Annotated in this window: 20 protein-coding genes; 10 read left to right on the forward strand and 10 right to left on the reverse strand. The window is 51.7% G+C overall.

The window, feature by feature from the left end:
- Positions 1–17: 17 nt before the first annotated feature.
- Entirely contained in the window at positions 18–863 is an 846-nt protein-coding gene (locus ACIPUG_RS03920; protein WP_400337370.1) for a MetQ/NlpA family ABC transporter substrate-binding protein, read from the reverse strand.
- Positions 864–1,006: 143 nt separating this feature from the next.
- On the opposite strand from ACIPUG_RS03920, the gene ACIPUG_RS03925 reads away from it, so the two are divergent.
- Positions 1,007–1,624: a glutathione S-transferase gene (locus ACIPUG_RS03925; RefSeq protein WP_320721801.1), complete on the forward strand. Its 618-nt coding sequence runs from the start codon at positions 1,007–1,009 to the stop codon at positions 1,622–1,624.
- A gap of 31 nt (positions 1,625–1,655) precedes the next feature.
- Here ACIPUG_RS03925 and ACIPUG_RS03930 read toward each other — a convergent pair whose 3' ends face one another.
- Positions 1,656–2,822: a PQQ-dependent sugar dehydrogenase gene (locus ACIPUG_RS03930; protein WP_039500645.1), complete on the reverse strand. Its 1,167-nt coding sequence runs from the start codon at positions 2,820–2,822 to the stop codon at positions 1,656–1,658.
- A gap of 222 nt (positions 2,823–3,044) precedes the next feature.
- Between ACIPUG_RS03930 and rimO the strand changes: the two genes are divergently transcribed.
- Together rimO and sanA are read left to right on the forward strand one after the other, a co-directional pair.
- Positions 3,045–4,358, forward strand: coding sequence for a 30S ribosomal protein S12 methylthiotransferase RimO (rimO, locus tag ACIPUG_RS03935; protein ID WP_104210203.1), 1,314 nt, complete (start codon positions 3,045–3,047; stop codon positions 4,356–4,358).
- Between the two features lie 182 nt (positions 4,359–4,540).
- The gene (gene sanA / locus ACIPUG_RS03940) at positions 4,541–5,320 is read left to right on the forward strand and encodes an outer membrane permeability protein SanA (protein ID WP_400337373.1); all 780 of its coding nucleotides are present in this window, start codon (positions 4,541–4,543) and stop codon (positions 5,318–5,320) included.
- Positions 5,321–5,329: 9 nt separating this feature from the next.
- Here sanA and yeiB read toward each other — a convergent pair whose 3' ends face one another.
- The 3 genes from yeiB to ACIPUG_RS03955 all read right to left on the reverse strand — a co-directional run bounded on the left by yeiB (position 5,330) and on the right by ACIPUG_RS03955 (position 9,304).
- Complete coding sequence (gene yeiB / locus ACIPUG_RS03945) at positions 5,330–6,505, reverse strand: DUF418 domain-containing protein YeiB (RefSeq protein ID WP_400337375.1); 1,176 nt, start codon at positions 6,503–6,505, stop codon at positions 5,330–5,332.
- 136 nt (positions 6,506–6,641) lie between these two features.
- Complete coding sequence (gene folE / locus ACIPUG_RS03950; RefSeq protein ID WP_005967317.1) at positions 6,642–7,304, reverse strand: GTP cyclohydrolase I FolE; 663 nt, start codon at positions 7,302–7,304, stop codon at positions 6,642–6,644.
- Positions 7,305–7,624: 320 nt separating this feature from the next.
- Positions 7,625–9,304 (reverse strand): methyl-accepting chemotaxis protein, encoded by a 1,680-nt coding sequence (locus ACIPUG_RS03955; RefSeq protein WP_400337377.1) that lies wholly within the window; start codon positions 9,302–9,304, stop codon positions 7,625–7,627.
- 702 nt (positions 9,305–10,006) lie between these two features.
- Between ACIPUG_RS03955 and ACIPUG_RS03960 the strand changes: the two genes are divergently transcribed.
- The 5 genes from ACIPUG_RS03960 to ACIPUG_RS03980 all read left to right on the forward strand — a co-directional run bounded on the left by ACIPUG_RS03960 (position 10,007) and on the right by ACIPUG_RS03980 (position 14,272).
- Positions 10,007–10,897 (forward strand): LysR family transcriptional regulator, encoded by an 891-nt coding sequence (locus tag ACIPUG_RS03960; RefSeq protein ID WP_400337379.1) that lies wholly within the window; start codon positions 10,007–10,009, stop codon positions 10,895–10,897.
- A 113-nt stretch (positions 10,898–11,010) separates the two neighbouring features.
- Complete coding sequence (locus ACIPUG_RS03965; protein WP_010294737.1) at positions 11,011–12,132, forward strand: S-(hydroxymethyl)glutathione dehydrogenase/class III alcohol dehydrogenase; 1,122 nt, start codon at positions 11,011–11,013, stop codon at positions 12,130–12,132.
- 42 nt (positions 12,133–12,174) lie between these two features.
- Entirely contained in the window at positions 12,175–13,020 is an 846-nt protein-coding gene (gene fghA / locus ACIPUG_RS03970; RefSeq protein WP_039468895.1) for an S-formylglutathione hydrolase, read from the forward strand.
- Positions 13,021–13,202: 182 nt separating this feature from the next.
- Entirely contained in the window at positions 13,203–13,847 is a 645-nt protein-coding gene (locus ACIPUG_RS03975; protein WP_039468893.1) for a glutathione S-transferase family protein, read from the forward strand.
- Positions 13,848–14,059: 212 nt separating this feature from the next.
- A complete protein-coding gene (locus ACIPUG_RS03980; RefSeq protein WP_039275478.1) occupies positions 14,060–14,272 on the forward strand; it encodes a KTSC domain-containing protein in 213 nt (70 codons plus the stop codon).
- Positions 14,273–14,342: 70 nt separating this feature from the next.
- On the opposite strand, the gene ACIPUG_RS03985 is transcribed toward ACIPUG_RS03980, so the two are convergent.
- Complete coding sequence (locus ACIPUG_RS03985; protein WP_400337381.1) at positions 14,343–15,431, reverse strand: oxidoreductase; 1,089 nt, start codon at positions 15,429–15,431, stop codon at positions 14,343–14,345.
- A 266-nt stretch (positions 15,432–15,697) separates the two neighbouring features.
- Here ACIPUG_RS03985 and ACIPUG_RS03990 point away from each other — a divergent pair, with 266 nt between their 5' ends.
- Both ACIPUG_RS03990 and ACIPUG_RS03995 read left to right on the forward strand, forming a co-directional pair.
- Complete coding sequence (locus tag ACIPUG_RS03990; RefSeq protein WP_400337383.1) at positions 15,698–17,209, forward strand: sugar ABC transporter ATP-binding protein; 1,512 nt, start codon at positions 15,698–15,700, stop codon at positions 17,207–17,209.
- 71 nt (positions 17,210–17,280) lie between these two features.
- Positions 17,281–18,201: an ABC transporter permease gene (locus ACIPUG_RS03995; RefSeq protein WP_207193806.1), complete on the forward strand. Its 921-nt coding sequence runs from the start codon at positions 17,281–17,283 to the stop codon at positions 18,199–18,201.
- Between the two features lie 404 nt (positions 18,202–18,605).
- Here ACIPUG_RS03995 and ACIPUG_RS04000 read toward each other — a convergent pair whose 3' ends face one another.
- The 4 genes from ACIPUG_RS04000 to yieE form a co-directional block, all read right to left on the reverse strand.
- The gene (locus ACIPUG_RS04000) at positions 18,606–19,595 is read right to left on the reverse strand and encodes a 2-hydroxyacid dehydrogenase (RefSeq protein WP_080753112.1); all 990 of its coding nucleotides are present in this window, start codon (positions 19,593–19,595) and stop codon (positions 18,606–18,608) included.
- Positions 19,596–20,059: 464 nt separating this feature from the next.
- Positions 20,060–22,189, reverse strand: coding sequence for a TonB-dependent receptor (locus tag ACIPUG_RS04005; RefSeq protein ID WP_400337385.1), 2,130 nt, complete (start codon positions 22,187–22,189; stop codon positions 20,060–20,062).
- Between the two features lie 342 nt (positions 22,190–22,531).
- Complete coding sequence (locus tag ACIPUG_RS04010) at positions 22,532–24,007, reverse strand: amino acid permease (protein ID WP_014915024.1); 1,476 nt, start codon at positions 24,005–24,007, stop codon at positions 22,532–22,534.
- Between the two features lie 135 nt (positions 24,008–24,142).
- The gene (gene yieE / locus ACIPUG_RS04015) at positions 24,143–25,015 is read right to left on the reverse strand and encodes a DNA-binding transcriptional regulator YeiE (RefSeq protein ID WP_014915023.1); all 873 of its coding nucleotides are present in this window, start codon (positions 25,013–25,015) and stop codon (positions 24,143–24,145) included.
- Between the last annotated feature and the right edge of the window lie 116 nt (positions 25,016–25,131).

Consider the following 25,131-nt stretch of genomic DNA (forward strand, 5'->3'; position numbering starts at 1 on the left):
TCTGTGTAGCCTAAAACTTACTGTGCGGGCGCTGGCGTTTTCGCCTGCATCCACTCTGGTTTCTGGAACTGGCTATACATCAACGCCGGATCGTTGATCACCGCAGCATACGCCGGTGATTCCACAATCGCTTTGGTATCTTTAACAAATGGCTTATCGAGATCGTCGGTGCGCACAGCAATAACATTTTTCAGGTTTTCATCCAGCGTTTCCAGCTTGATAGCCGATGACAGTTTCATACCGGACGCCAGTGCAAAATTCCCGTTCACCAGCGATGCCGTCACGCTATCCAGCGTGCGGGGCAGTTGTGCCGCTTCCATCGGTTTGAAGACCAAGCCGCGCGGGTTTTCAAGAATATCTTTCTCAGATGCCTTGGTCGGATCGATATCAGCTTTGATCGTAACCAACCCTATCGATTGCAGGAAACGCAGACCGCGCGCCAGATTGGTGGCATCGTTAGAGAGCGTGACCACGTCTCCTTTTTTCAGCTCATCCAGCGATTTGATTTTCTTCGAGTAGAAGCCCATGCTGGCTGTCGGTACGGTAATCAGCGGGGAAATTTTTAACCCTTTATCGGCAGCGAATTTTTCCAGATACAGCGTATGCTGGAAGAGGTTGGCATCGATGCTGCCGTTGGCCAGCGCCAGATTGGGCTGAACGTAATCGCTGAATTCACGCACGACAACCTTGTAGCCTTTTTTCACCAGCTCAGGTTTGATGGCCAGATTCACCATGTCACCATACGGCCCGGGTGCTACGCCAAACGTGATCGTCTGTGGATCGCTGCTGGCCAGCGCCAGTTGCATACCGGCGGCAAGCAGTGTGATGCCCAGCACGGCGCGAACAGAATGCGTCAATGTCATTGTGTAACTTTCCTGTCTGAATGTAACTTGCTGTCATTATTAAGAATGACGAGTTAAATCATAAAGACTAAAAAGGCATATCATTATTTCTCATCGACTGTCGCGGATAACCGGGGCAGGCTTCACGAAGAAAGGGGGCAACTATGATAACGATTTGGGGTCGTGATAACTCGACCAACGTAAAGAAAGTCCTGTGGTGTGCGGAAGAACTTGCGCTGCCTTATCAGCATATTGTGGCAGGCGGACAATTCGGTCTTAACCATGAAGCCGACTATCTGGCGATGAATCCTAATGGCCTCATCCCCTGTTTACGTGACGACGATCTGGTGCTGTGGGAATCCAATACCATCGTACGTTATCTGGCGGCACAGTATGGTCAGGATTCGCTGTATCTTGCCGATCCGGGCAAGCGCGCCAGTGCCGAAAAATGGATGGACTGGGCAACCTCTCTCGCCTTCTCCTTCGGGCCGGTGTTCGTTAATATCGTGCGTACGCCACCGGAAAAACGCGATACCGCATTGGTACAGAAAGGCATCGCCGAATGCGAACGTTTGTTTGATATTGTGGATACCGTTCTGGCTAATCAGCCGTGGCTATCCGGCGATCAATTCGGCGTTGGCGATATTCCGCTAGGCTGTATTGCTTACGGCTGGCTGAATATGCCGATTGAACAACAGTCGCATCCTCATCTGGAACACTGGTATCAGCAACTCACCGAGCGCCCGGCGTATCAGAAGCACGTCATGATTCCACTGTCTTAAGTGAAACAGGCACCGTAAGGTGCCTGATTTATTACTCCAACCCGACTTTCAGCAATTTGCCATTGTCGTGATCGGTCAACAGATAGAGGTAACCGTCTGGCCCCAGTCTTACGTCGCGGATGCGTTCACCGCGGTCGCCCAGCAAGCGTTCTTGGGACGCGACTTTGTCGCCATCAAGCGTCAACCGAATCAGGTTCTTCTCTGCCAGCGCGCCGATAAAGACTGAGTTTTTCCACTGCGGGAAACGGTCGCTGTTATAGAAGGCCATTCCGCTGATGCCCGGTGATTTCTCCCAATAAAAATCGGGATTCACCATACCGGCGATCTCTTTTCCTTTCGCTTCTGGAATCTTCAGCCCGGAATAGTTAATGCCATGCGTTGCAATCGGCCAGCCGTAATTTTCGCCCGCTTTGGGAATGTTAATTTCATCGCCACCTTTCGGGCCATGTTCATTTTCCCACAGCACGCCAGACCACGGATTAATCGCCAATCCCTGCGGGTTGCGATGTCCATAAGACCAGATTTCCGGTCGTGCGTTAGGCGTATTCACAAACGGGTTATCGGCCGGTACTTTCCCCTCCGCGGTCAGGCGAACAATTTTGCCCTGTAATTTATCCAAATCTTGTGCAGTCGGGCGTTCGTTGTTTTCGCCCAGTGCGATAAACAGATGCCCTTGTCGATCAAAGGCCAGCTTGCCGCCGAAGTGGTTACCCGTCGACAGCTTCGGTTCCTGACGGAAGAAGACCGTGAAATTCTCTAACCGCTTATTATCCTCGGAGAGTTTACCGTAGCCGACAGCGGTTCCCGCTTTCCCCCCGCTCCCTTCTTCGGCAAAGCTCAGGTAGATGCGTCGATTCTGCGCAAAATCCGGCGATAGCGCGACCTCCAGCAATCCGCCCTGTGATTTAGCAAAGACCTTCGGTACTCCGGCTATCGGCGCAGACAGCGCGCTGCCCGCTTTCCATAAGCGCAAATTCCCGGCGCGTTCCGTAATCAGAATTCCCTGCTCTTCCGGCAAAAACGCTAATGACCACGGGTGATCCAGCTTATCCTGCAATTCCGTCACTTTCGGTTCCGCCGCCAAGAGCTGGCTGGAAAACAGCAGCGTTGCGCTAAGCAGCAGCCAATGTGGGGCAGCAGAAAATCGTCGTAACAGGGGATGTGAAGCAGAATTGCGAGGCATCAGGCGATAGGGCATAGCGTTGTCTCCATCCAACAAAAGTCCTGTAAATTTAGGCGGCAGGCCGTGTTTGTGCAAAAAAACGTGGCAAGGTTTACATTTATTGAAGAAATCGCTCATTAGAAGCGTCATCTCCACAGCGATAAAATGCTGAGTTTTACACCACTGACTATAAGGATAATCAACTATGGTGTAGAATCCTCCGGTTTTTATTTTCTGTTTATTTTGTGAGCGAATAATATGCAACAACCACGTATCGGCTTTGTTTCCCTCGGTTGCCCGAAAAACCTCGTCGACTCCGAGAGGATTCTGACCGAACTGCGTACTGAAGGTTATCAGGTCGTCCCACGTTATGACGACGCTGAGCTGGTGATCGTCAATACCTGTGGTTTTATTGACAGCGCCGTACAAGAGTCGCTGGAAGCCATCGGCGAAGCGCTGAATGAGAACGGTAAAGTCATCGTAACGGGCTGTTTGGGTGCCAAAGAAAATCAAATACGCGAAGTGCATCCAAAAGTTCTGGAAATTACCGGTCCGCACAGCTATGAGCAGGTGCTGTCGCACGTACATCAATACGTCCCTAAACCGACGCATAACCCGTTTACCAGTTTAGTTCCCGAGCAGGGAGTGAAACTCACGCCACGCCATTACGCCTATCTGAAAATTTCAGAAGGCTGTAACCACCGCTGTACGTTCTGCATCATCCCTTCTATGCGTGGTGATTTGGACAGCCGTCCAATCGGCTCGGTGTTGGATGAAGCAAAACGTCTGGTTGATGCCGGGGTAAAAGAGCTGCTGGTAATTTCTCAGGATACCTCAGCGTACGGCGCAGATGTGAAGCAACGTACCGGCTTTTGGAACGGACAACCGGTCAAAACCAGCATGGTCAGCCTGTGTGAGCAACTGGCATCGCTCGGCGTGTGGGTGCGCCTGCACTATGTCTACCCGTATCCGCACGTGGACGATGTGATCCCGTTAATGGCAGAAGGCAAAATCCTGCCTTATCTGGACATTCCGCTCCAACACGCCAGCCCGAAAATTCTCAAGCTGATGAAACGCCCTGGCGCAGTAGAAAGAACGCTGGAGCGCATTAAGCGCTGGCGCGAAATCTGCCCGGACTTAACGCTGCGTTCTACCTTTATTGTCGGCTTCCCCGGCGAAACGGAAGAAGATTTCCAGATGCTGCTCGACTTCCTGAAAGAAGCCAAGCTTGACCGCGTGGGCTGCTTTAAATTCAGCCCGGTCGAAGGTGCTGCGGCAAATGAATTGCCAGATCAGGTGCCGGAAGAGATCAAAGAAGAGCGTTTCCACCGCTTCATGCAGCTTCAACAGGCGATTTCTACCCAGCGTTTGCAGGATAAAATTGGCCGTGAAGTGCTGGTGCTAATCGATGAAATCGACGAAGAAGGCGCGATTGGCCGTAGCATGGCCGATGCCCCTGAGATTGACGGCGCGGTTTATCTGAACGGCGAAACCGGCGTGAAAGTCGGTGACATCGTTAAAGTGAAAGTCGAACACGCAGACGAGTACGATCTGTGGGGTAGCCGAGTTTAATACTCCTGTCACGCCAGCTTTTCTGCCCGAAAGGCTGGCGTTTTATTTTTACGCCATGTCGTCCCGAACGCTGAAAATTCAATCAATAAACCGCCCGTTCCTCGCCTTCGTCTTGCGTCCCCCTGTCAGGTAAAGTAGCCTTGGGGCATGATTAGTCTACTCGCCTTACCTGAGGCATAAGCATGTGGAAACGCCTGACATTCGGTTTGTTAGCCCTCATTGGCGTGCTGCTGCTCTCTGCTTTTGCCCTCGATCGTTGGATCAGTTGGAAAACCGCGCCCTTTATTTACGATGAGCTTCAGACCTTGCCGAAACGTCAGGTCGGCGTCGTATTAGGTACCGCGAAATACTACCGTACCGGCGTAATCAATCAGTATTACCTGTTCCGCATGCAAGGGACGATTAACGCTTACAACAGCGGTAAAGTCAGCTATCTGCTATTAAGCGGTGATAACGCACTACAAAGTTACAATGAACCGATGACGATGCGTCGCGATTTGCTCGCCGCAGGCGTTCCACCTTCGGACATCGTGCTGGACTATGCGGGGTTCCGTACGCTGGATTCTATCGTCAGAACACGTAAGGTGTTTGATACCAACGATTTCACCATCATCACTCAGCGTTTCCACTGTGAGCGTGCGCTATTCATCGCACTGCACCTGGGTATTCAGGCACAGTGTTACGCCGTGCCCTCCCCGAAAAACATGATGACCGTGCGCGTTCGTGAATTTGGCGCTCGTTTGGGCGCGCTGTTCGATCTGTATATCCTGAAACGTGAACCGCGCTTTTTAGGGCCGCAGGTGCCGATTCCTGCTGAACATACTATCCCAGAGGATGCTCCAGATTATCCTGCCGTCCTGCCGGAACAGGTGCTTCCTGCGCCAGCGCATCAGGCTAAACCGGAGCAACCGGCAAAAGCCGAGCCCGAATCCGAACCTCACCACGAACAGGCCGCGCCGTAGCGTCTTTCTCTACGCCGTTTTGCCTATCGCATTGGTGAGTGTGCGCCATAACCATTCGAGCGGTCCCTGACGAAAATAGCGCAGCCAGTAGTGAGAGAACACCAGATTGACGATCCAAATGGCGGGAACCAGTGCCAGCAGTTGCAGACGACTGAACGCCATAAACAGGCCAAGCTGATTAAACAACGCAACGCAAATCAGCGTTTGCAGCAAATAGTTGGTTAATGCCATACGCCCGACATCTGTAATCCAGTAGGTGATACGTGATTGGCACAGCGTGGTCCAGAAGCCATAGCACAGCGCCAGATACCCTATCGCCTGCAAAGGTGAACTCAGCTCGCGCGGAATCTGCAATAACAGCCCGCTCCAGCGATATTCCCAGTCCACCAGCCACTGCCCCACTATGCCAACGCTGTTAATGGCGATACCTAGCGGAATCAGCCACAGCGCAACCTTACGATAGTGTGTCGTGCTGAATTCACCTTTCAGCCAGCCGCTGCGCATTAACCCTGCCCCCAGCAGCATCGACCCCGCCAGCAGCCAGCCGTACTGCACGCCCAGCGACAACAGGCTTTCCGTTAGCAGGTCGACACGATTTCCCCACGCTTCCGGACCACCTAACGCCCGCCAGTAGGCTTCATAGGCGATATCCGCCATGCCCGGCAGCCAAAAACGTCCCGGTTGCAGGCTCAGAATCTGGCTCAACACAAACAGTACGCCGATGCCCACCAGATACAGAACCGCCCCCGTCCGCATTAGCAACCGGCTGCTTTCCGCATGACGAATCATGCCGTAACACACCAGTCCAATCAGCGCATAGTCGAGTAAAATGTCACCATCCCACAGGAAAATGGCATGGATCAGACCGATGATCATCAACCAGAACAGGCGTGCGTGTACCCAGCGTTTTCCCCGCGACAGCAGCAGTTGTAACCCTGCGCCAAAAAGAAGAGAAAACAGCGTCAGAAATTTCGCCTGCGCAAGCAGATCCATCGCCGCCCAGGTTAAGACATCAGACAGCGTGGGGTCCCCTTGCCAGGCGGGATTCAGATAGGCTGCATGCGGTAAACCAAACGCCGTAATATTCAGCAGTAAAATGCCCAAGATGGCGACGCCGCGGGCAAAATCCAGCGTGGCGATCCGCGAGGGTGGCGAATGAGGTGACGGTATAGAGTGAGAAGGCATACAAATTACATTTTCAAATCATCGAAGTAGCGATTGTATGCAGATACAGAGAAAAAGCGAAGATGCTTACTGATTTCACGATGACCGATTTGACGATGACAAAACGTGTTTGCTTCATCATCGTCAATAAGAAGGCTTAATTGTGGTGACGTACCGCGCGCAAGAATTCCTGACGCGTATTTTGGCTGGATTTAAACAGCCCACCGAGCGATGTTGTGGTCGTGGCACTGGTCGCATCACGAATGCCGCGCGCCTTCACGCAGTAGTGCACCGCATCAATCGAGACCGCAACATTGTTGGTTCCCAACAGCGTTTGTAGCGCAACCAGAATCTGCTGCGTTAAGCGTTCCTGCACCTGAGGGCGCTGAGAGAAAAACTGGACGATTCGGTTGAGCTTCGACAAGCCAATGACGCCATCTTTCGGAATATACGCCACAGTCGCTTTCCCATCGATCGTCACGAAATGGTGTTCACAGGTGCTGGTCAGCGTGATATCCCGTACGGTAACCATCTCATCGACCTTCATTTTGTTTTCAATGATGGTGATTTTGGGGAAGTTGGCGTAGTCCAAACCGGAGAATATTTCATCAACGTACATTTTGGCGATACGCGTCGGTGTTTCAGCCAGGCTGTCATCGCTCAGATCGAGGCTCAGCAAATTCATAATTTCCGTCATATGCTCGGCAATACGTTGCTTACGCGTATCCCGATCCAACAACGCCCCGCGCAGCGGCGTTTCCAGACCGCGTGCCAGCAGCGCTTCGTGCACCATAACGGCTTCTTTACTTAGTGATGACATTATTATTCTCCTGCAGGTGTAACTATGCCTATCGCACGGCCCTGATCAGACCCTAGCGCCGTCAACACTCTAGTTGAGAGAGTCACGATTATCCAGCGATTGTATGTCATGATTGTTGAAATAGATTCAAGTTATCAAGCGTGCCGGATGTACCCATGTGCAGTAACAAGGTCGAATCATATGCACAAAAAAACGCCTATTCAGCCGTAACTATTCAGTGATAAACAAAAAAGCACCGGGAAACTATCCCAGTGCTTTTAACGATAAATCACCTGATTTTTGCGGCTGTCAGCGCCTTGACGCCGCGTATTGTGCGGTTATCAGAAAGTTTCCCAGTTATCGTTAGCGTTACCTTTCTTACCACCGGCGGCAGCTAATAACATCGGTTTCTGCACTGCTGGCGCTTCCGCCAAACGCTGCTGAGAACGACGAGGTGCATCTGCGGCCGACAGCTGGAATACCGATACTGCTTCAGTTAACTGACGTGCCTGATCTTCCAGCGATGCCGCAGCGGCGGCTGATTCCTGTACCAGAGAGGCGTTCTGCTGTGTGACGCCATCCATCTCGGTAACAGCCTGACCAATCTGCGTAATACCACGGCTCTGCTCATCCGACGCCGAGGCAATTTCTCCCATCAGATCATTCACCCGGGTAATCGCGGAAATGATGGAATCCATCGCTTCACCGGTTTGTGTAACCTGATTCGACCCTACATTGATGCGTTCAACCGATTCGGTGATCAGGCTTTCAATTTCTTTCGCCGCCTGCGCACTGCGCTGCGCCAGATTGCGAACTTCGCCCGCTACCACCGCAAAGCCACGACCTTGTTCACCGGCTCTGGCGGCTTCTACCGCTGCGTTCAACGCCAGAATATTGGTCTGGAAGGCAATACCGTTAATCACACTGGTGATGTCGGCAATTTTCTTCGAACTGGTCGTAATACTTGCCATCGTCGCCATCACATCAGCCGTGACGTCGCCACCTTTCTTCGCCGCAACAGAAGCGTCCTGAGCCAGCTTGGTCGCCTGATGGACGTTATCGGCATTCTGTTTCACCGTCGCACTCAGCTCTTCCATACTGGCAGCGGTCTGCTCCAGTGCGGCGGCCTGCTGCTCGGTACGTGCGGACAGATCGTTGTTACCGCTTTTGATCTCGCTCGAGCCCTGATGAATCGATGCAGAACTGTCACGGATGATGGAAACGGTATTAACCAGACTGCCCTGCATCTCTTTCAGGTAAGGAATCAGCTGTCCGGCACAGTTGCGGCCAAACTCTTCAAGTGGGTGACCAAGCTGTCCGGCTGCCAGTACCTGGAAATACCCTTTGATCATATTCAACGGCTTGACCAGGTAGTTAACCAGATAGCGATCCGTCAGCAGCAGGATGAGCAGCCCAAGCACCGCCGCGCCCAGCAGAATACGATTACTCCAGCCAACCAGGTCGTAGACCTCACTCATTGACCGCTCTGACGACGAAATAATCGCGGTCTGGTATTTATCCATATTCGCGCCAAACGCGACACTCAACGGCGGGTAGGTTTTACGGAAAAGCTGACGGAACTCCTCTTGACGATTCTCACGCGCGGCGTTCAGCATCGGCGTCAACCCGTTATCCAATATCTGGGTCCACGCAGCGATCATATTGTCTGCCGTTTCTTTATCGACGCCGACATGCCCAGCGGCTTTAAACGCAGCCAGCTGATCTGACGTGTTTTTAAACGCGGTTGTTGCTGACGTAAATACTTTTTCTGCTTCCGCAGTTTCACCTGTTTGCTGGAAATCCATAGAACGCAACAAGCGAGTAACCGTACGAAAATACTGGTCATTGCCTTTCACCAGCATCTCTACGTTTTTACGCTGAGTTTCGCCGGACTCCAATAGTTTGGTCATGCTGCTTAATGAGGTGGTGGTAAAGAAAGACGCGCCCCCCCATACAACCAGAAACAGACCCAGTATTGTTAAAAGCATTGCCCTGATGGTGATATTTTTTAAAAAATTCACAGAAGACTCCTATAAATTATCTGGCGATTTTCCTCTGCGCTTTCTGCAAGATAGCCGCACATTTTTAATTGGAAATACGCCGGGTGTTACGTCATTTAATGAAGAGCAGAGGCTCTCATTAGTTAGAGTTATTTTCCTTTAATGACAAAAAGACACACTTCCTTACAATAACGATAATGTATTCCTACCATACATTAACTTTATCGGCACTTTAGGCGGGCACTTTACGCCTTCCCATCAACAAATGCGATAAAAATGAAGAATTGCGATAGTTTCTGGCTATTGCTCCGATACAACAATTTATCTTCACATTTAACTGTTTATTTTAATTATCTATTTATTTTCACGCTTCCACTATTGCGTCAGGATAAAATACAGTTTTATTTTTCTGTGATTATTCTTATTTTTTCATTCTGCCCTATTCATTAGAAAATATGCCCCTATTCGGGGTAATAGTTGATTGTGGTGCTATTAATTCCGGCCGCGATCATTTTATCGCGTTCTTCTCTTTCTAAGCCCAAATATTAATCCTGATGATAATTACGCCCGTCATTTTCATCATTCAGAGCACATCTCATCGCGCTGGGTTTACGTTACGTTCACATCAGTGTGGCGTAAGCCAGTTGCGAAATGTGCTGCTTGCCGCTACACTTCACAAAAAATGAATAATCAAACATCAGTTCATTACGAAAAGAGAAAGATATGGATTTGACCCAGCTCCGCATGTTCTGTCTCGTCGCCGAAACGGGCTCCGTCGCGCGCGCCGCAGAGCAGCTTCATCGGGTACCCTCAAATCTGACCACGCGGCTGCGCCAGTTGGAACAAGAACTGGGCACCGATCTGTTTATCCGTGAGAAGCAGCGCCTGCGCCTGTCCCCTATTGGCCACAATTTCTTATGTTATGCACAGCGCATTCTGGCGCTTAGTGAGGAAGCGATCAGCATGACGCGCACGGGGGAACCTGCCGGTAATTTCGCGCTCGGTTCGATGGAAAGCACTGCGGCAACCCGTTTGCCTACGCTATTAGCGGCTTACCATCAGCGTTACCCCAATGTTTCGCTGTCCCTGAATACCGGTACATCCGGCGAAATCATTGAGCGCGTGCGCGCGGGAACATTAGCGGCAGCGTTAGTCGATGGCCCCGTTGTCTACGATGAGCTGAATGGCTGTTCGTGTTTTACGGAACGACTCGTGCTGATATCCGACACGACGCACGCGCCGATTACCCATGCGCGGGACGCCAGCTACGATACGCTGTTTGCCTTCCGCCCCAGCTGTTCCTATAGAAAGCGCCTTGAGAACTGGTTCCGGCAGGATGGCGTGGTGCCCGGCACGATCATGGAAATCCACTCATACCATGCCATGCTTGCCTGTGTAGCCAGCGGTGCCGGACTCGCCATGCTCCCGTATGCCGTCCTTGAATCACTGCCCGCAGGCACGCGCGTTCAGGTGCATGAATTACCGCCCGACATCGCTGCCGCGTCCACCTGGCTTGTCTGGCGACGCGACGCCTTCGGCCCGAATGTCGAAGCGCTTAAAAAGCTCATTATTGAACAGGGCAGCATGATTGAACCACCCGCTCAGTCGGAATGAACCCATTATTTTCTCTGAGCAGCCATTTTCAAGACAGGACGACACCGTGATGAATAGCACGTCCTGTCATTCAATTTACCACCCATAACGGAATGCCATTAGGAGCCTCCACCATGCAAATGATTAAAACCCGTGCCGCTATCGCCTGGGGTCCCAACCAGCCACTGTCGGTTGAAGAAGTGGATCTGATGCCACCGCAGAAAGGTGAAGTATTGGTGCGCATCGTCGCAACCGGCGTGTGCCACACAGATGCCTACACGCTGTCCGGCAAAGATCCTGAAGGCGTGTTCCCGGCGATTCTTGGCCATGAAGGCGGCGGGATTGTCGAAGCCATCGGGGAAGGCGTGACCAGCGTTGCCGTTGGCGATCACGTTATTCCGCTTTACACCCCAGAATGTGGCGAATGTAAATTCTGTCGCTCTGGCAAAACCAACCTGTGCCAGGCTATTCGTTCCACGCAGGGTAAAGGCCTGATGCCGGACGGCACGACTCGCTTCTCCAAAAATGGCCAGCCGATTTTCCATTACATGGGCACATCTACCTTCGCTGAGCACACCGTTGTGCCTGAAATTTCGCTGGCGAAAGTGAATAAAGAAGCACCACTGGAAGAAGTTTGCCTGCTGGGTTGTGGCGTCACCACCGGTATGGGTGCCGTGCTGAATACCGCAAAAGTGAAAGCGGGCGATACCGTTGCGATTTTCGGCCTCGGCGGCATTGGTCTGTCGGCGATTATCGGTGCGCAAATGGCAGGTGCCGGACGCATCATCGGTATCGATCTCAACACCAGCAAATTCGATCTGGCGCGTAAACTGGGTGCGACCGATCTGATCAACCCGAAAGATTACGATAAGCCGATTCAGGACGTCATCGTTGAACTGACCGATGGCGGCGTGGACTTCTCCTTCGAGTGTATCGGTAACGTCAATGTCATGCGTTCCGCGCTAGAGTGCTGTCATAAAGGCTGGGGCGAATCCATCATCATCGGCGTGGCGGGTGCAGGTGAAGAAATCGCCACTCGTCCGTTCCAACTGGTGACGGGTCGCGTATGGCGTGGTTCTGCTTTCGGCGGCGTGAAAGGCCGCAGCGAGCTGCCAGGCATTGTCGATCGTTACCTGAAAGGTGAATTCCCGCTGAATGACTTCATCACCCACACCATGGGGCTGGACGAGATCAACACGGCATTCGATTTAATGCACGAAGGCAAATCGATTCGCTCTGTGATTCATTTCGGTTAATTGCGCTACTGTCAGGAACAGAATAAAGGAGGCTGTACAGCGATGACTTCATCACTGGAACTGCTGGAAGAACACCGTATGTTTGGCGGTTGGCAACAGCGCTACCGCCATGTGTCGGAAACGCTGAACACCGCAATGACGTTCAGTATTTATCTGCCGCCGACACAGGATGACACGCCGCCGCCCGTGCTTTACTGGCTGTCAGGGTTAACCTGCAACGACGAAAACTTTACGACGAAAGCCGGTGCGCAACGCGTTGCCTCCGAGCTGGGTCTGGTGCTAGTCATGCCGGACACCAGCCCGCGCGGCGATGGCGTAGCAGACGACGCGGGATACGATCTGGGTCAAGGGGCGGGATTCTACGTGAATGCCACGCAGGCACCCTGGGCGGCACACTACCGGATGTATGACTACATCAGCAGTGAATTGCCGGCGTTAATCCAGCAACATTTTAACGTGAATCGCCGTCAGTCCATCAGTGGGCATTCGATGGGCGGCCACGGCGCACTGATGCTGGCGCTACGCAACCCAGATCAATTCCAGTCTGCGTCAGCGTTCGCACCGATCGTTAACCCGAGTCAGGTTCCCTGGGGACGCAAGGCGCTGACCGCCTACCTCGGTGAGGATGAAACGCAGTGGTTGCAGTATGACAGCTGCCATTTGCTGGCGAATAGCCAGAAGAAGCTGCCCATGCTGGTCGATCAGGGCGATTGCGATCAGTTCCTTCCCGATCAGCTGCAACCGGCGAAACTGGAAGAACTGGCAAGCCAGTATGACTGGCCGCTGACGCTGCGGACACAGTCTGGCTATGACCACAGCTATTTCTTCATTGCCAGTTTCATCGAAGATCATCTGCGCTTCCACGCCCGCTATTTATTGGAAGAATAGTTATTGGAAGAATAGCGCGTCGAATAATGGTGCTATGCTTACCTTGTTGAGCGCCGCGCTCAGGAATCTCCTGAGCGCGTTTTCTCTTCCTGTAATAACTCCATCGTCATAACCCCTGAAAGACATGAGCGCACCTGCCGCGTGCAACATGACGGATAAAAAAAGAAAAAAAGGAAACCTTGATGATACACGTTCATCACCTCGAAAAATCCCGTTCGACCCGCGTAACCTGGCTGCTGGAAGAGCTGGGCGTTGACTATGAAATCATTCGCTACGCGCGTGATCCAAAAACGTTTAGCGCTCCGGCATCACTCAAACAAATCCACCCGTTAGGGAAATCACCGGTGATTACCGATGGCGAACTCACGATTGCCGAATCCGGGGCCATTGTAGAATACCTGATTGAGACTTACGGCAACGGCAGGCTCCGCCCACAGAGCGGACAAGCACTGCTGGACTATCGCTTCTGGCTGCATTTTGCGGAAGGTTCACTCATGCCGCTGCTGGTGATGCGTTTAGTTTTGGCAAAAACAGAATCCGCACCGATGCCATTTTTCATCCGCCCCATTGCACGCAAAATTGTGCAAAGCATCGAGAAGGCCTTTATTGTGCCGCGGCTGACGACACAGCTTCAGTTCATCGAGCAGCATTTGAGTAAACAAGAGTGGTTTGCAGGAGCGTCGCTCAGCGGTGCCGATATACAAATGGCCGTTCCGCTGGTGTTGGCGAAAACGCGTTTGGATTTCAGCCACTACCCGCACATCAAGCAATACATTGAGCGGATAGAAAGTCAGCCAGCTTTTCAGCGGGCTCTCGCTCAGGATTAACGGTGCGATTGGAATATCACCTCATCGACAACGACAAACAAAGCGGGTCGCTGGGCGACAGAGCAAGAATTCTGTGAGCGTTTACTGATTATTCATGAACTGATAACGATATGCTGCTGTTTACCCCCGATATATTTCGAGCTATAACACGCTATAGCTAAAAGGTGGTATACCGTCAGGATGCGGCATTGATACGTTGGGAGTGATTAATTTTGCAGAGAAAACGAGTTTCATCAACAGAGTTGTTTTCAGTCGGATACGATGCAGAAAAAAGCCAATTGGAAGTCGAATTGCTAAATGGGAGCATCTATCTCTACAGCGGCGTAGCACGCATGATTTATGAAGAGCTGATGGCCAGCAAGACGAAGTACCGTTACTACGCCAGCTTTATCAAAAATTCATTCCCCTACGAGAAAACGCAGTAGCAGTAATTTTTGAAGATAAATAATAGCCTTTAGGGCGGAGAATACTCTCCGCCCTTCTCTTTCTACCCGCTTATTCCCCAGTCGACTCAACGGTATTAAACGCCGCCAGCAGGACGTCTTCATTGAGCGTCAACGGCAGATAATGAATGGATTCCCCCGCCTGCAAGGTGCGGGCAATAACCGCCTGAAGCGCGGCGCGATCGTGAATATCCACGTCCAGTGCGGCGAGTGTGGTCGGCAAACCGAATGCCTTAAACGCCTCCTTCAGTTGAAGCAGCGTGTCGTTATCGCCCAGTAACGCGCTTTGCACCAGAATGCCATAAGCCACCTTGGTGCCGTGCAGGAAGCGCTCAGTTTGTGGCAAGACCGTTAAACCGTTGTGCACCGCATGCGCCGCCGCCACACGGGTATAGCGTTCACCCAACCCGCCAACCATGCCGCCACCAGCAATGATCGCATCTACGACATCCAGAAAATCCTGCGTCAGTTCACCACGCTCGACGGCTTCCAGCGCCGCCGCACTTTGTTGCAGCAACACATTGCGGATATCCAGCGCAGCCTGTAAGCCCAGCCGAACAGAAAGCGGCAGCGTTTCTGGCTGAGGGCTGAGAACGACGGCTTCATACCACTTCGCCAGCGTGTCGCCGACGCCAGCCAGTAAGTATTCCACCGGTGCCGCCAGCATAATCCGCGGTTCCACCAGCACCAGATGGTTAGCATCAGTGAAAATCTCGAAGCACAGCGCCTGTCCGGCATCGTTATACCACACGGACAGCGGCGTCCAGGCCGCACAGGTCGCTGCAATAGTCGGGATAGCAACAAGCGGCACACCGATATGACGCGCGGCGACCTTCGCGGTATCCAGCACCGCCCCGCCGCCGACACCAATGACGACCTGACATTCATCGCCCGCCTGCGCCACCAGTTTTGCGACTTCCCCTTCGCTACAATGCGCACCAAACTGCACGCGGCGGGCTGAAGGCGCATCGAATTCGGCCGGTAAATACGGTCGAGCCGCAGCAATCGCCCGCTCGCCGTAGATCCACAGCGCGTTTTTCAGTACATCTGGTGGATAAAAATCCAGCAGCTTATCGATAGCGCCAGAGAAAGAGAAATAGTTAGCAGGGCCAACCTGTACGCGGACTGTCGTTGTGTGCATGTTTGAATCTTCCTCGCCGCGCTCTCTCTTGAACACGGTTCTTATCTTATGTTTGTCTGATAGATGAATCTGCTGCGCTACCCTATTGATAACCTCATCTTATTCACTTGCCTGCGCCAGCTTAAGAACTTTTTTATTTAATTTATGCCTTTTCGTTCATAGCCAATAACTCTCAAACACTTGAAGCTGTATTAAATTCTCTGGGATATGTGCTACCTTTCTTTTCCGTTATTTCATGACCCTGACCGCCAAGAGCGTTACCGACCATGATTCCTACCTCCCAAAGCCGATTGGAAATGCACAACATTTCCATCTCCTTTTCTGGTTTCCACGCCCTCAAGCAGGTTAATTTCACACTGGAAGGTGGTTCGATTCATGCCCTGACTGGCGCAAACGGCGCAGGTAAATCCACGCTTATGACGATCTTATCGGGCGCTTACGATCACTATCAGGGCGACATTCTGATTAATGGTAAGCAGGTCGATGTCCATTCCCCGCGTGATGCCAAGCGATACGGCATTCATCTGGTGCAGCAGGAAGTCGATGTCGCGCTGATCCCCACGCTGTCCGTGGCGGAAAACATTATGCTGGATACGCTGGCGCAGGACGGACATCTGCTAAGTTGGCCGCAGATCTATCGTCAGGCGCAGGCGCTGCTCGATCAGCTTGGCGTTCACCTCAATGTTCGTCAACGGCTGGATACCTGCTCGCTCGCTGAGAAACAGCAAATTCTGCTCGCCCGCGCGTTATCTCACGAATGTCGTTTTCTTATTCTGGATGAACCCACCGCCCCGCTGGATCAGGCCGAAAGCGCGCGCCTCTTCGAGGTGGTACGCCGTTTACAGGCCGATGGCATCGGGATCGTGTTTATTTCCCACCGTATTCATGAGTTGAGCGAAATCTGCGATACGTTAACCGTTCTGCGTGACGGCGAGTTTGTCAGCAGCGGTGCGATGCAGGGACTCAGCGGTGAAGCGATCGTAGAGAGAATGCTGGGGCACCGGCTTGACGATATCTTCCCACCGCGCCGAACAACACCTGCTGCAGAGACGCTGCTTCAGGTTACGGGTTTGCACGACGAAACGCTGTTGCACAATATTTCTCTCACGCTGCGCAAAGGAGAAATTCTGGGCATTGCCGGGCTGGCTGGTGCGGGGAAAACTGAGCTGTGTAAAGCGCTATTCGGCGCAGAACCCTGCCAGATCGCACAGGGAGAATATCGTGGTAAACCCTGGCGGCCGCATTCGCCGCACCAGTCCGTCGAACAGGGACTGGCGCTGGTTCCTGAAGAGCGGCGCAAAGAAGGCATTTTTATTGATGAATCTGTCACCATGAATCTCAGCATCACCGCCACCGATAGCTTTTCCCGTTGGAGTGTATTCAGCCGTGGCAAGGCATTGCGCTGGGCAAAACAGATCGTTGAGCAGTTGGCGGTTCGCACCACCGGTCCGGCGCAAAAGCTGGCGCGCCTGTCGGGTGGGAATCAGCAGAAAGTCGCTATCGGCAAGTGGCTGCGCAGTGAAGCACAGGTTCTGATTTTTGACGAACCCACCAAAGGCGTGGATATCAAGGCCAAACAGGACTTGTTCACCCTCATTGACGGCCTCGCCCGTCAGGGTAAAGGCATTATTTATGCGTCGGGCGAGTTCTCCGAACTTGTCGGGCTCTGCGATCGCATCTGCGTGCTATGGGACGGCCGCATTGTCGCAGAGCTAAATGCCGCTGAGATTGACGAAGAAACCCTACTTTTATATTCAACTGGAGGAACTCCCGCGTGAGTCACCCACTTTCATCTAACGGGGCGCTCCCCTTCCGTCACCACGTTTTCGAGTTTCTCTATAAGTGGGGCATGCTGATCACGGTTGTTGCGCTGATTGCCCTCTTCGGGCTGGCGTCGGAGAACTTTCTCGACCCGTATAACATCATCAATATTTTGCGCTCTATCGCCATCGTTACGGTGATTGCGATTGGCGTCTCCATTTCGCTGTCCGTGGGCGGATTCGACCTTTCCGTGGGGTCAACGGCCTCGCTGGCTAATGCGCTGGTTATCTCGCTTTTCGTCTGGCATGGATTCGGCACCACCGGCGCGATTGTCCTGACGTTGCTGCTGTGTACGCTGGTCGGGCTATTCAACGCCTTCCTCATCGTCGTGCTGAAGATTCCCGATATGCTGGCGACACTCGCCAGCCTATTCGTCATTCAGGGCGTGGCGATGACCTACAGCTATGGCGGCTCCATCACGCAGAACATGGTGCTGCCTAGCGGCGAAATGGCGGAAGGCGTCATTCCTGAATTCTTTGCCACGCTAGGTCAGGTACCGGTCATTGTTGTCATCATGCTGGCGGTAACGGTACTGGTGCAGCTATATCTGTCCCTTACCAAGCACGGTCGCCGGATGTACGCCATTGGCGGCAACCCAGAAGCCGCGCGACTGGCGGGCATTCGCACGGCGCGTTATCGGGTACAGGCGTATGTGTTTTCTTCACTACTCGCGGCGCTGGGCGGTATCTTACTGGCATCGCGCATCGGCTCTTCGCAGGTCAATGCCGGAGGCGGCTATTTGATGGATGCCGTTGCAGCGGCCTACATCGGCTTTTCACTGGCGGGATCCGGCAAGCCGAACGCGCTGGGTACGCTGCTCGGTGCCGTTATTCTTGGCGTCTTGCAGAATGGGCTGGTGATGCTCTCCGTGCCTTATTACGCAATGGACATCATCAAAGGTCTGGTTCTGGCACTCGCGCTAGCCATGACGTATATCCAGAAGCGCTAACCTCTCTCGCGTTCAGTAGCGTCTCACTTCCGCCCCGTTCATCCGAATTTGGGGCGGATTCATAATACAGCCCACCAATGCCTTCTCTCATTAAGCCGCGTTTTGCCGCAGACACCTATCGCTGCACTCGTTCTATTATTTACTTCCGTTATTATTAAGAAATAAATATTCGCTCATACAATCAAGAGTGGTTCAGAATAATCACAAATAATAACGTTCTCACTTTAGGTCTGACGTGCGCCACTTTCATTCCCTGTCGATATAGCGAGAGCGACAAAGATAATCGACAGGGAAAGATTCAATCCGATGAAACGTTCAATTTTGATAATCAATTAAAATTGATGAATATCATCATTCCTCTACCGGGCAATATTCCGTCATACCCGACGAAATCAAACTACACGTTATTTATATCCGTTCTGCTGAGCATACTCATCAATATTTTCAATCGTCTTTTCCATCAGTAATTGCAGCGATGAGGCGGATGTCCAGGAGATATGCGGAGTAATCAGAAGATTAGGCAGGGTTTTCGCCGCAGCCATCAATGGGTTGTCTTTTGCTGGCGGTTCCTGTGTCAGGCAGTCTAACGCAGCGCCGGCAATGACGCGCTGCTGCAAGGCTTCTGCCAGCGCGTGCTCATCAATCAGCCCGCCTCTGGCCGTGTTAATAATAAACGCGGTAGGCTTACACAGTGCGAGCGTCTCCGCATTAATCAGATGCTGCGTGCTCTCATTGAGCGGGCAGTTGAGTGAAATCACATTCGCCAACCGCAGAACGTCTTCAAACGGCAGATACCCAGCGCGACACGATGAAGCTCCCCGGTGCTCGGCAAAAATCACCTTCATCCCCAGCGCCTGCGCCAGACGTGCAACTTCCCGCCCAATCGTACCCGCGCCGATGATGCCCAGCGTAGCACCGGCGATGTCCTTGACCGGATGATCAAAATAAGCAAATTGCGACTGGCTGGCCCAGCGATCGCCCAGTTGATCGCGATACCACGCCATCAGGCTGTGCTTTAGCGCAAAAATCATGGCAATCACGTGCTCGGATACGGCCTGCGTCGAGTAGCCCGGTACATTTTTGACCGTGATACCCAGTTCTTTGGCAGCAACAAGATCGATATTGTCGGTGCCCGTTGCCGTCACGGCAATCAGCTTCAACGCAGGTAACGCGGCCAGGGTGTCTCGCGTTAATAGGGCTTTATTCGTGATGATGACGTGGGTGTCTTTTGCTCGGGCGATAACGTGATCGGGCGAGGTATAGTTATATTCAATCCATTCATGGCGGCACTGTGGACGCCTAAAACTCGTCTTTTTCAGGAAAATGGTTTCAGGCAGTGAGCCTTTATCCAAAAAGGTAATTTTTAACATCATCGTGCCCTGGTTGCTATTCATACACTGATTTCCGCTTGCAGATATCAAGGGTTCCGCAGTCGACAATCACGACAGGTATTCTCATACAAAAATAATGAATTAAATTCTCTGTATGACACAAGACAACGAACGTATTAATGACGTTACACTTCCTGCCTCATCGGAAATCCATCACTCCGTAACGTGAAGCGTAGTCAGCATTAAAGCAATTAACAATACCTAATATAATGAATTTCATTCATCGACATTGTTATCGTCGATATTCAGAAATATCACAAAAACAATAAAGCCCTGCTGCTCATTGTTATCATGACATCGGTAAAGAGATAACCGTAATAACGGGTCACAACTAAGCCCTGTAGTTAATCAGAAAGAATACATTCGCGAGAAAAACCGCAGAAGTGGCGCCATATCATTGGAGAGAGGGAGTAAGCGAGGGTCATAATGCCCCGGAACGAGCTGGCCCATTCCGGGGAGGTGCTACATCAGAAGTTGACGTTTACCGATACCCAGTAGTTACGACCTGGCAGTACGGAACCCGTAGTCACCTGGCTTGACGTAAAGTAATCGCCAGCCGTCGTGGTATCCGTACCAACAGGGAAAACATAGGTTTTGGTGAAGTCTTTATCTAACAGGTTATTAACTGACCCGTTCAATGTTACATCTTTAGAGATCTTATACGATCCGCCCAGATTCACGACGGTAAACGATTTGAAATCCGAGCCAAGATTGTCATAGACGACTCTGTTTGCTTGATTGCTCGCTGCGGCAAGCGTGGAATAATTCTCCGTAAAGCGTGCTGTTTTACCCCGATATTCAGCCTTGAGCCAGGTGGTCAATTGCTCGTTAACATTCCAGTTTAAACGGGCATTTGCCATGTGCTTAGGCGTATTGGTCAAGCGAGCGCCGGGATTTTCTCCGCCTTTTTGCTCGCTGTCAGTAAAGGTGTAATTCACATTCAGCGTCCAGTTATCCGACCATAGCGGGATCGTCGAACCCAGTTCCAAACCTTGCGTGTTAGCTTTACCGATATTGCGATAGCTAGACGTTACTGTATCAATGTCGTAACTATCGATCTTATTACGGAAGCGGTTATGGAAAAGCGTAGCGTTAGTAGAGAAACCGCTAAAATGCTCATAGTACGCACCCAGTTCCGTATTCACGCTTTCTTCTGGCTTCAGATTTGGGTTGCCAATCGTATTGCGTGTACCTTGTCCTGTTACGCCACTTATCCCGTTATGTAACCGCGCCAATGACGGTGTCTTGTAGCCTGTACTTACCCCACCTTTGATCGTTAATTCATCCAGCGCATTCCACACTAAATAGGCACGCGGGCTCACATGACCACCAAATGCTTCATGATGTTCATAACGGGCACCTGTCGTTAGCGCGAGCGAATCAACGATACGCCATTCATCTTCAGCAAAAAGTGACCACGAATTCTGTTCGAATTTTTCACCCGTATTCGCCAGAACAATCCCGTCTTTCATGACGGCATTCCAGTATTGCCCACCTAACGTCAGTAAATGACTCTCTCCTAGCGGGCTCACCAGTTTCGTATCAAGGATGTAGTTAGTGTTTTTAAGCTCGCGCTTTTGCCCTGCCGTTGCTGAGCCCGCAGGTACCGTAGAGCGAGGGATCAAACGTCCTTTATTTTCAGTCTGGTTGAAGGACAAGCTTGAATTCCATGTACCAAAATCGAGTTGATTATCGCTACCCAGCGTAATCTTGCGACGCTCATAACGCAGTGTATCTTCATAACCGCCGCCCCGAGTTGCAGCACCCGCCCCCAGCGCACCGAGTTGTTCTTCCTTGTTATCATATTTCTGATTGGAGACTTCACCATCCAGCCATAGGGTATTACGGCTATCCAGCAGCCAGGATAGTTTGCCACCGAGGAGGTAATTATCTGACTTCACTGGATTCGGGCCGCGTGTACTAAGTTCCTGTCCAGTCGAGGATGAACTCACCTCTGACGCATCACGGCGTAAAATATTACCGCGCAGGGCGAGCCCCAGTTTGTCTTCGATCAGCGCACCGCTGGAATAAATCGAGAACTTGGAAGCGTCACCATAGTCTCTGTCTTCCTGGAAGGTATGATCCAGCGTGATATTCCCAACCCACTCTTTCGACGCTTTTTTGGTGATGATATTGACCACTCCGCCCATCGCATCAGAGCCATATAACGTTGACATCGGCCCACGGATAACTTCAATACGTTCGATCGCTGCCAGCGGGGGAATAAAGCTGGTGTTCATCGTACCAAACCCATTCGGGGTGACGTCCGATGAACCATTCTGGCGAATACCATCAACCAGAATCAGCGTGTAGTCACTTGGCATACCGCGAATACTGATGTCCAGACCGCCCGTTTTCCCCGTTGAACTACGCACATCCACGCCTTCTACGTCGCTAAGCGCTTCGCCAAGATCGTTATATTTACGCTTCGTCAGTTCATCCTGGCTGACAACGGAAATACTCGCTGCCGCCTCAGTGATTTTTTGTTCATAGCCAGAAGCCGTTACAACCAACGTATCGTCCTGTGCGGCGATAACAGGTGTAGATACGGTTGTAGCAAGTGCCAATGCCACCGATTTTCTTATATTTATTGCCATGCGTCTGTGTCCTCAGAGCGAATAACTTACATTGAGTTTTTTTGTCGGACACATTGTAATGATCGAGAAATAATTGTAAATGAAAATTAAAATCATTTGTATGCGCAATAAAAACAAACAAGAATTAATATAAAATCATTAATAAACAATTAATTAATGCTATCCATTATTCATTAAATCGAGTTAATGTAAAATATCCCTAAAAAATCAATGTGAATAAATTTGATTTAAATCAACATGCGAGTGCAAAGGAAGACGTGAGACGTAACGACAGAACAGAAAAAAACCAATAAAAAAGGCGACACCCGTCAGGGAGTCGCCCGTTAACCGCGTTCTTACGATTTAGTCTTTATGATCGGGGTACGTCATATCCTGATACTTGATAAAGCGCGTGCCACGGCACAGCTTATAGCCGAACCAAATCAGCAGGAACAGCGGAATACCGATGTACGTTGCCGTCACACCATACCAGTCGATTTTATCTTCCAGAAACGCCTGATAGTTCTGCCCCAACGTAATGATCAGACAGAGCACAAACGCGAAGATCGGTCCGAGCGGGAAGAAACTTGATAAATAAGGTAAGCGATTCAGATCGTGACCTTGCATGACATAGCCACGACGGAAACGGTAATGGCTGATCGCGATCCCTAGCCAGGCAATAAAGCCTGTCATACCGGAGGTATTCAACAGCCACAGGTAAACCGTTTGGTTACCATATAAAGAAGACAGGAAACACAGCGCCGCCACCACGGTGGTAGCGTACAGCGCATTACGCGGCACGCCGCCTTTTGACAGTCTGGCGAAAATGCGCGGTGCTTTACCTTCCGATGCCAGCGTAAACAGCATACGCGTAGACGCGTACATCCCGGAGTTACCCGCCGACAGCACCGCCGTCAGGATAACCGCATTCATGACCGCCGCCGCAGACAGCAGGCCTGCGTTCTCAAACACCAGCGTAAACGGACTCACCGTAATGTCTTTGACATCATTACGCAGCAGGTTCGGATCGGTATACGGAATGATTAAGCTGATAATCAGAATCGCGAAGATGTAGAACAACAGAATGCGCCAGAAAACCTGACGGATCGCACGCGGAATGTTTTTGCTGGGTTCCTGAGATTCCCCCGCCGCCACGCCGATCAATTCCGTTCCCTGAAAAGAGAAGCCGACGATCATCGCCACACCGATCATGGCAGAGAAACCGCCAGCAAACGGCGCATCGCCAATCTCCCAGTTGTGGAATCCGGCATTTTCCGCGCCGCTCATGATGCCCGTAATCATCATCACGCCAACAGCAATGAAAACGACGACCGTGACCACTTTAATCAATGAGAACCAGTATTCCGCTTCGCCAAATCCTTTCACGGAAATGTAGTTAAGCAGGAACATCAGCGCGAGGAACAGCGCGCTCCAGATCCAGCCGGAGACATCGGGGAACCAGTATCCCATCACCAGCTGCGCCGCCACCAGATCGACCGCGATGGTCACCGCCCAGTTGTACCAGTAGTTCCAGCCCAGCGCAAAGCCGAACCCTTCTTCTACATAGCGGGAACCGTAGCTGGAGAACGAACCGGAAACCGGCATGAACGCCGCCAGTTCGCCCAGGCTGGTCATCAGGAAGTAAACCATCAGCCCAATCAGGGCATAAGACAGAAGTGCGCCGCCCGGGCCGGCTTGTGAAACCGTCGCACCAGACGCGACAAATAACCCGGTGCCAATCGATCCGCCAATGGCGATCATCGTTAAATGCCGTGCTTTCAGTTCACGGCGCAGGGTCGGTGTGCCCTGTGTTGTTTGTTGAATATCGTGCTGAGCCATTGTTATCCTGCATGCTCGTGCTAAAAATCGAGGCAGGATTGTAGCAAATAGCGTTGTGCTGAATAGTTAAGATCGTCGAGTTATAAGAGAGGTTAATAACTCACGTCCGATTATTAGCAGCAGAAAATATTTTCGCTATGGCGTTTCGCAGCAATAACTCAGGAAACGCTGCAGCACATTTGAAAGATGTTTCTGTCGGTGATGAACCAGATACAGCGTCCGCGTGAGTTTAGGCAGCGGCACCTTCAGCTCCACCAGCGAGCCTGACGCCAGTTGCTCGGCAATGACATGCCGCGACAGGCAACTGATGCCGATCCCGTGGCGCACCGCATGTTTGATCGCCTCTGAATTCCCTAATTCCATCACCAGATGAAAATGCGACAGGTGCGTTAGCAGCAGATGATCCAGCACTTCGCGCGTTCCTGAGCCACGTTCACGCAGGATCCAGTGCGCATCCGCCAGCGCGGTTAATGAGACAGTGCCCCGGCTGAGCGGATGTTCGGGAGAGCAAAACACCACCAGCTCATCTTCCAGCCAGGGTTGCGTAATCAAATCAGGATGATGGCAAGGCCCTTCGATCAAGCCCAAATCGACACTGAATTCAGACACGCGCGTGATCACATCTTTCGTATTGCCGACATGCAGTTCCAGCGGAATATCGGGGTAGTCATGACGATAGCGGGCAATCATCGCAGGCAATAAGTAGTTACCAATCGTGCTACTGGCATACACACGCAGCGCCCCGTTATCACGCCGGAACAGTTGCTCAATTTCCATCGACTGTTCAAGCAGAGCCAGTGCCTTGGGATACAGCAGGCGGCCATGCTCATTCACCACCAGACGTTTACCCACGCGGTCGAAAAGTTGAACCCCCAACTGCCCTTCTAAATCCGCCAGAGCCGCGCTGACAGCCGATTGAGACAGGGCAAGCACAACGGAGGCCTGTGTCGTTGAACCACTTTTCAGGACTTCGGCAAAGACTTCCAGCTGACGTAACGTGATATGCATAGTGCGCTCTTTATCTGAAATACTTATAGGTTATAAATATATAATCAATTTCTCTTTTAATCTCGTGGATTATAAGCTGGCTTCTCAATTTTCGGTACGGTCAGAATAGGCACCCA

This window comes from Pectobacterium sp. CHL-2024, assembly GCF_044751765.1.
GTDB lineage: Bacteria > Pseudomonadota > Gammaproteobacteria > Enterobacterales > Enterobacteriaceae > Pectobacterium > Pectobacterium brasiliense.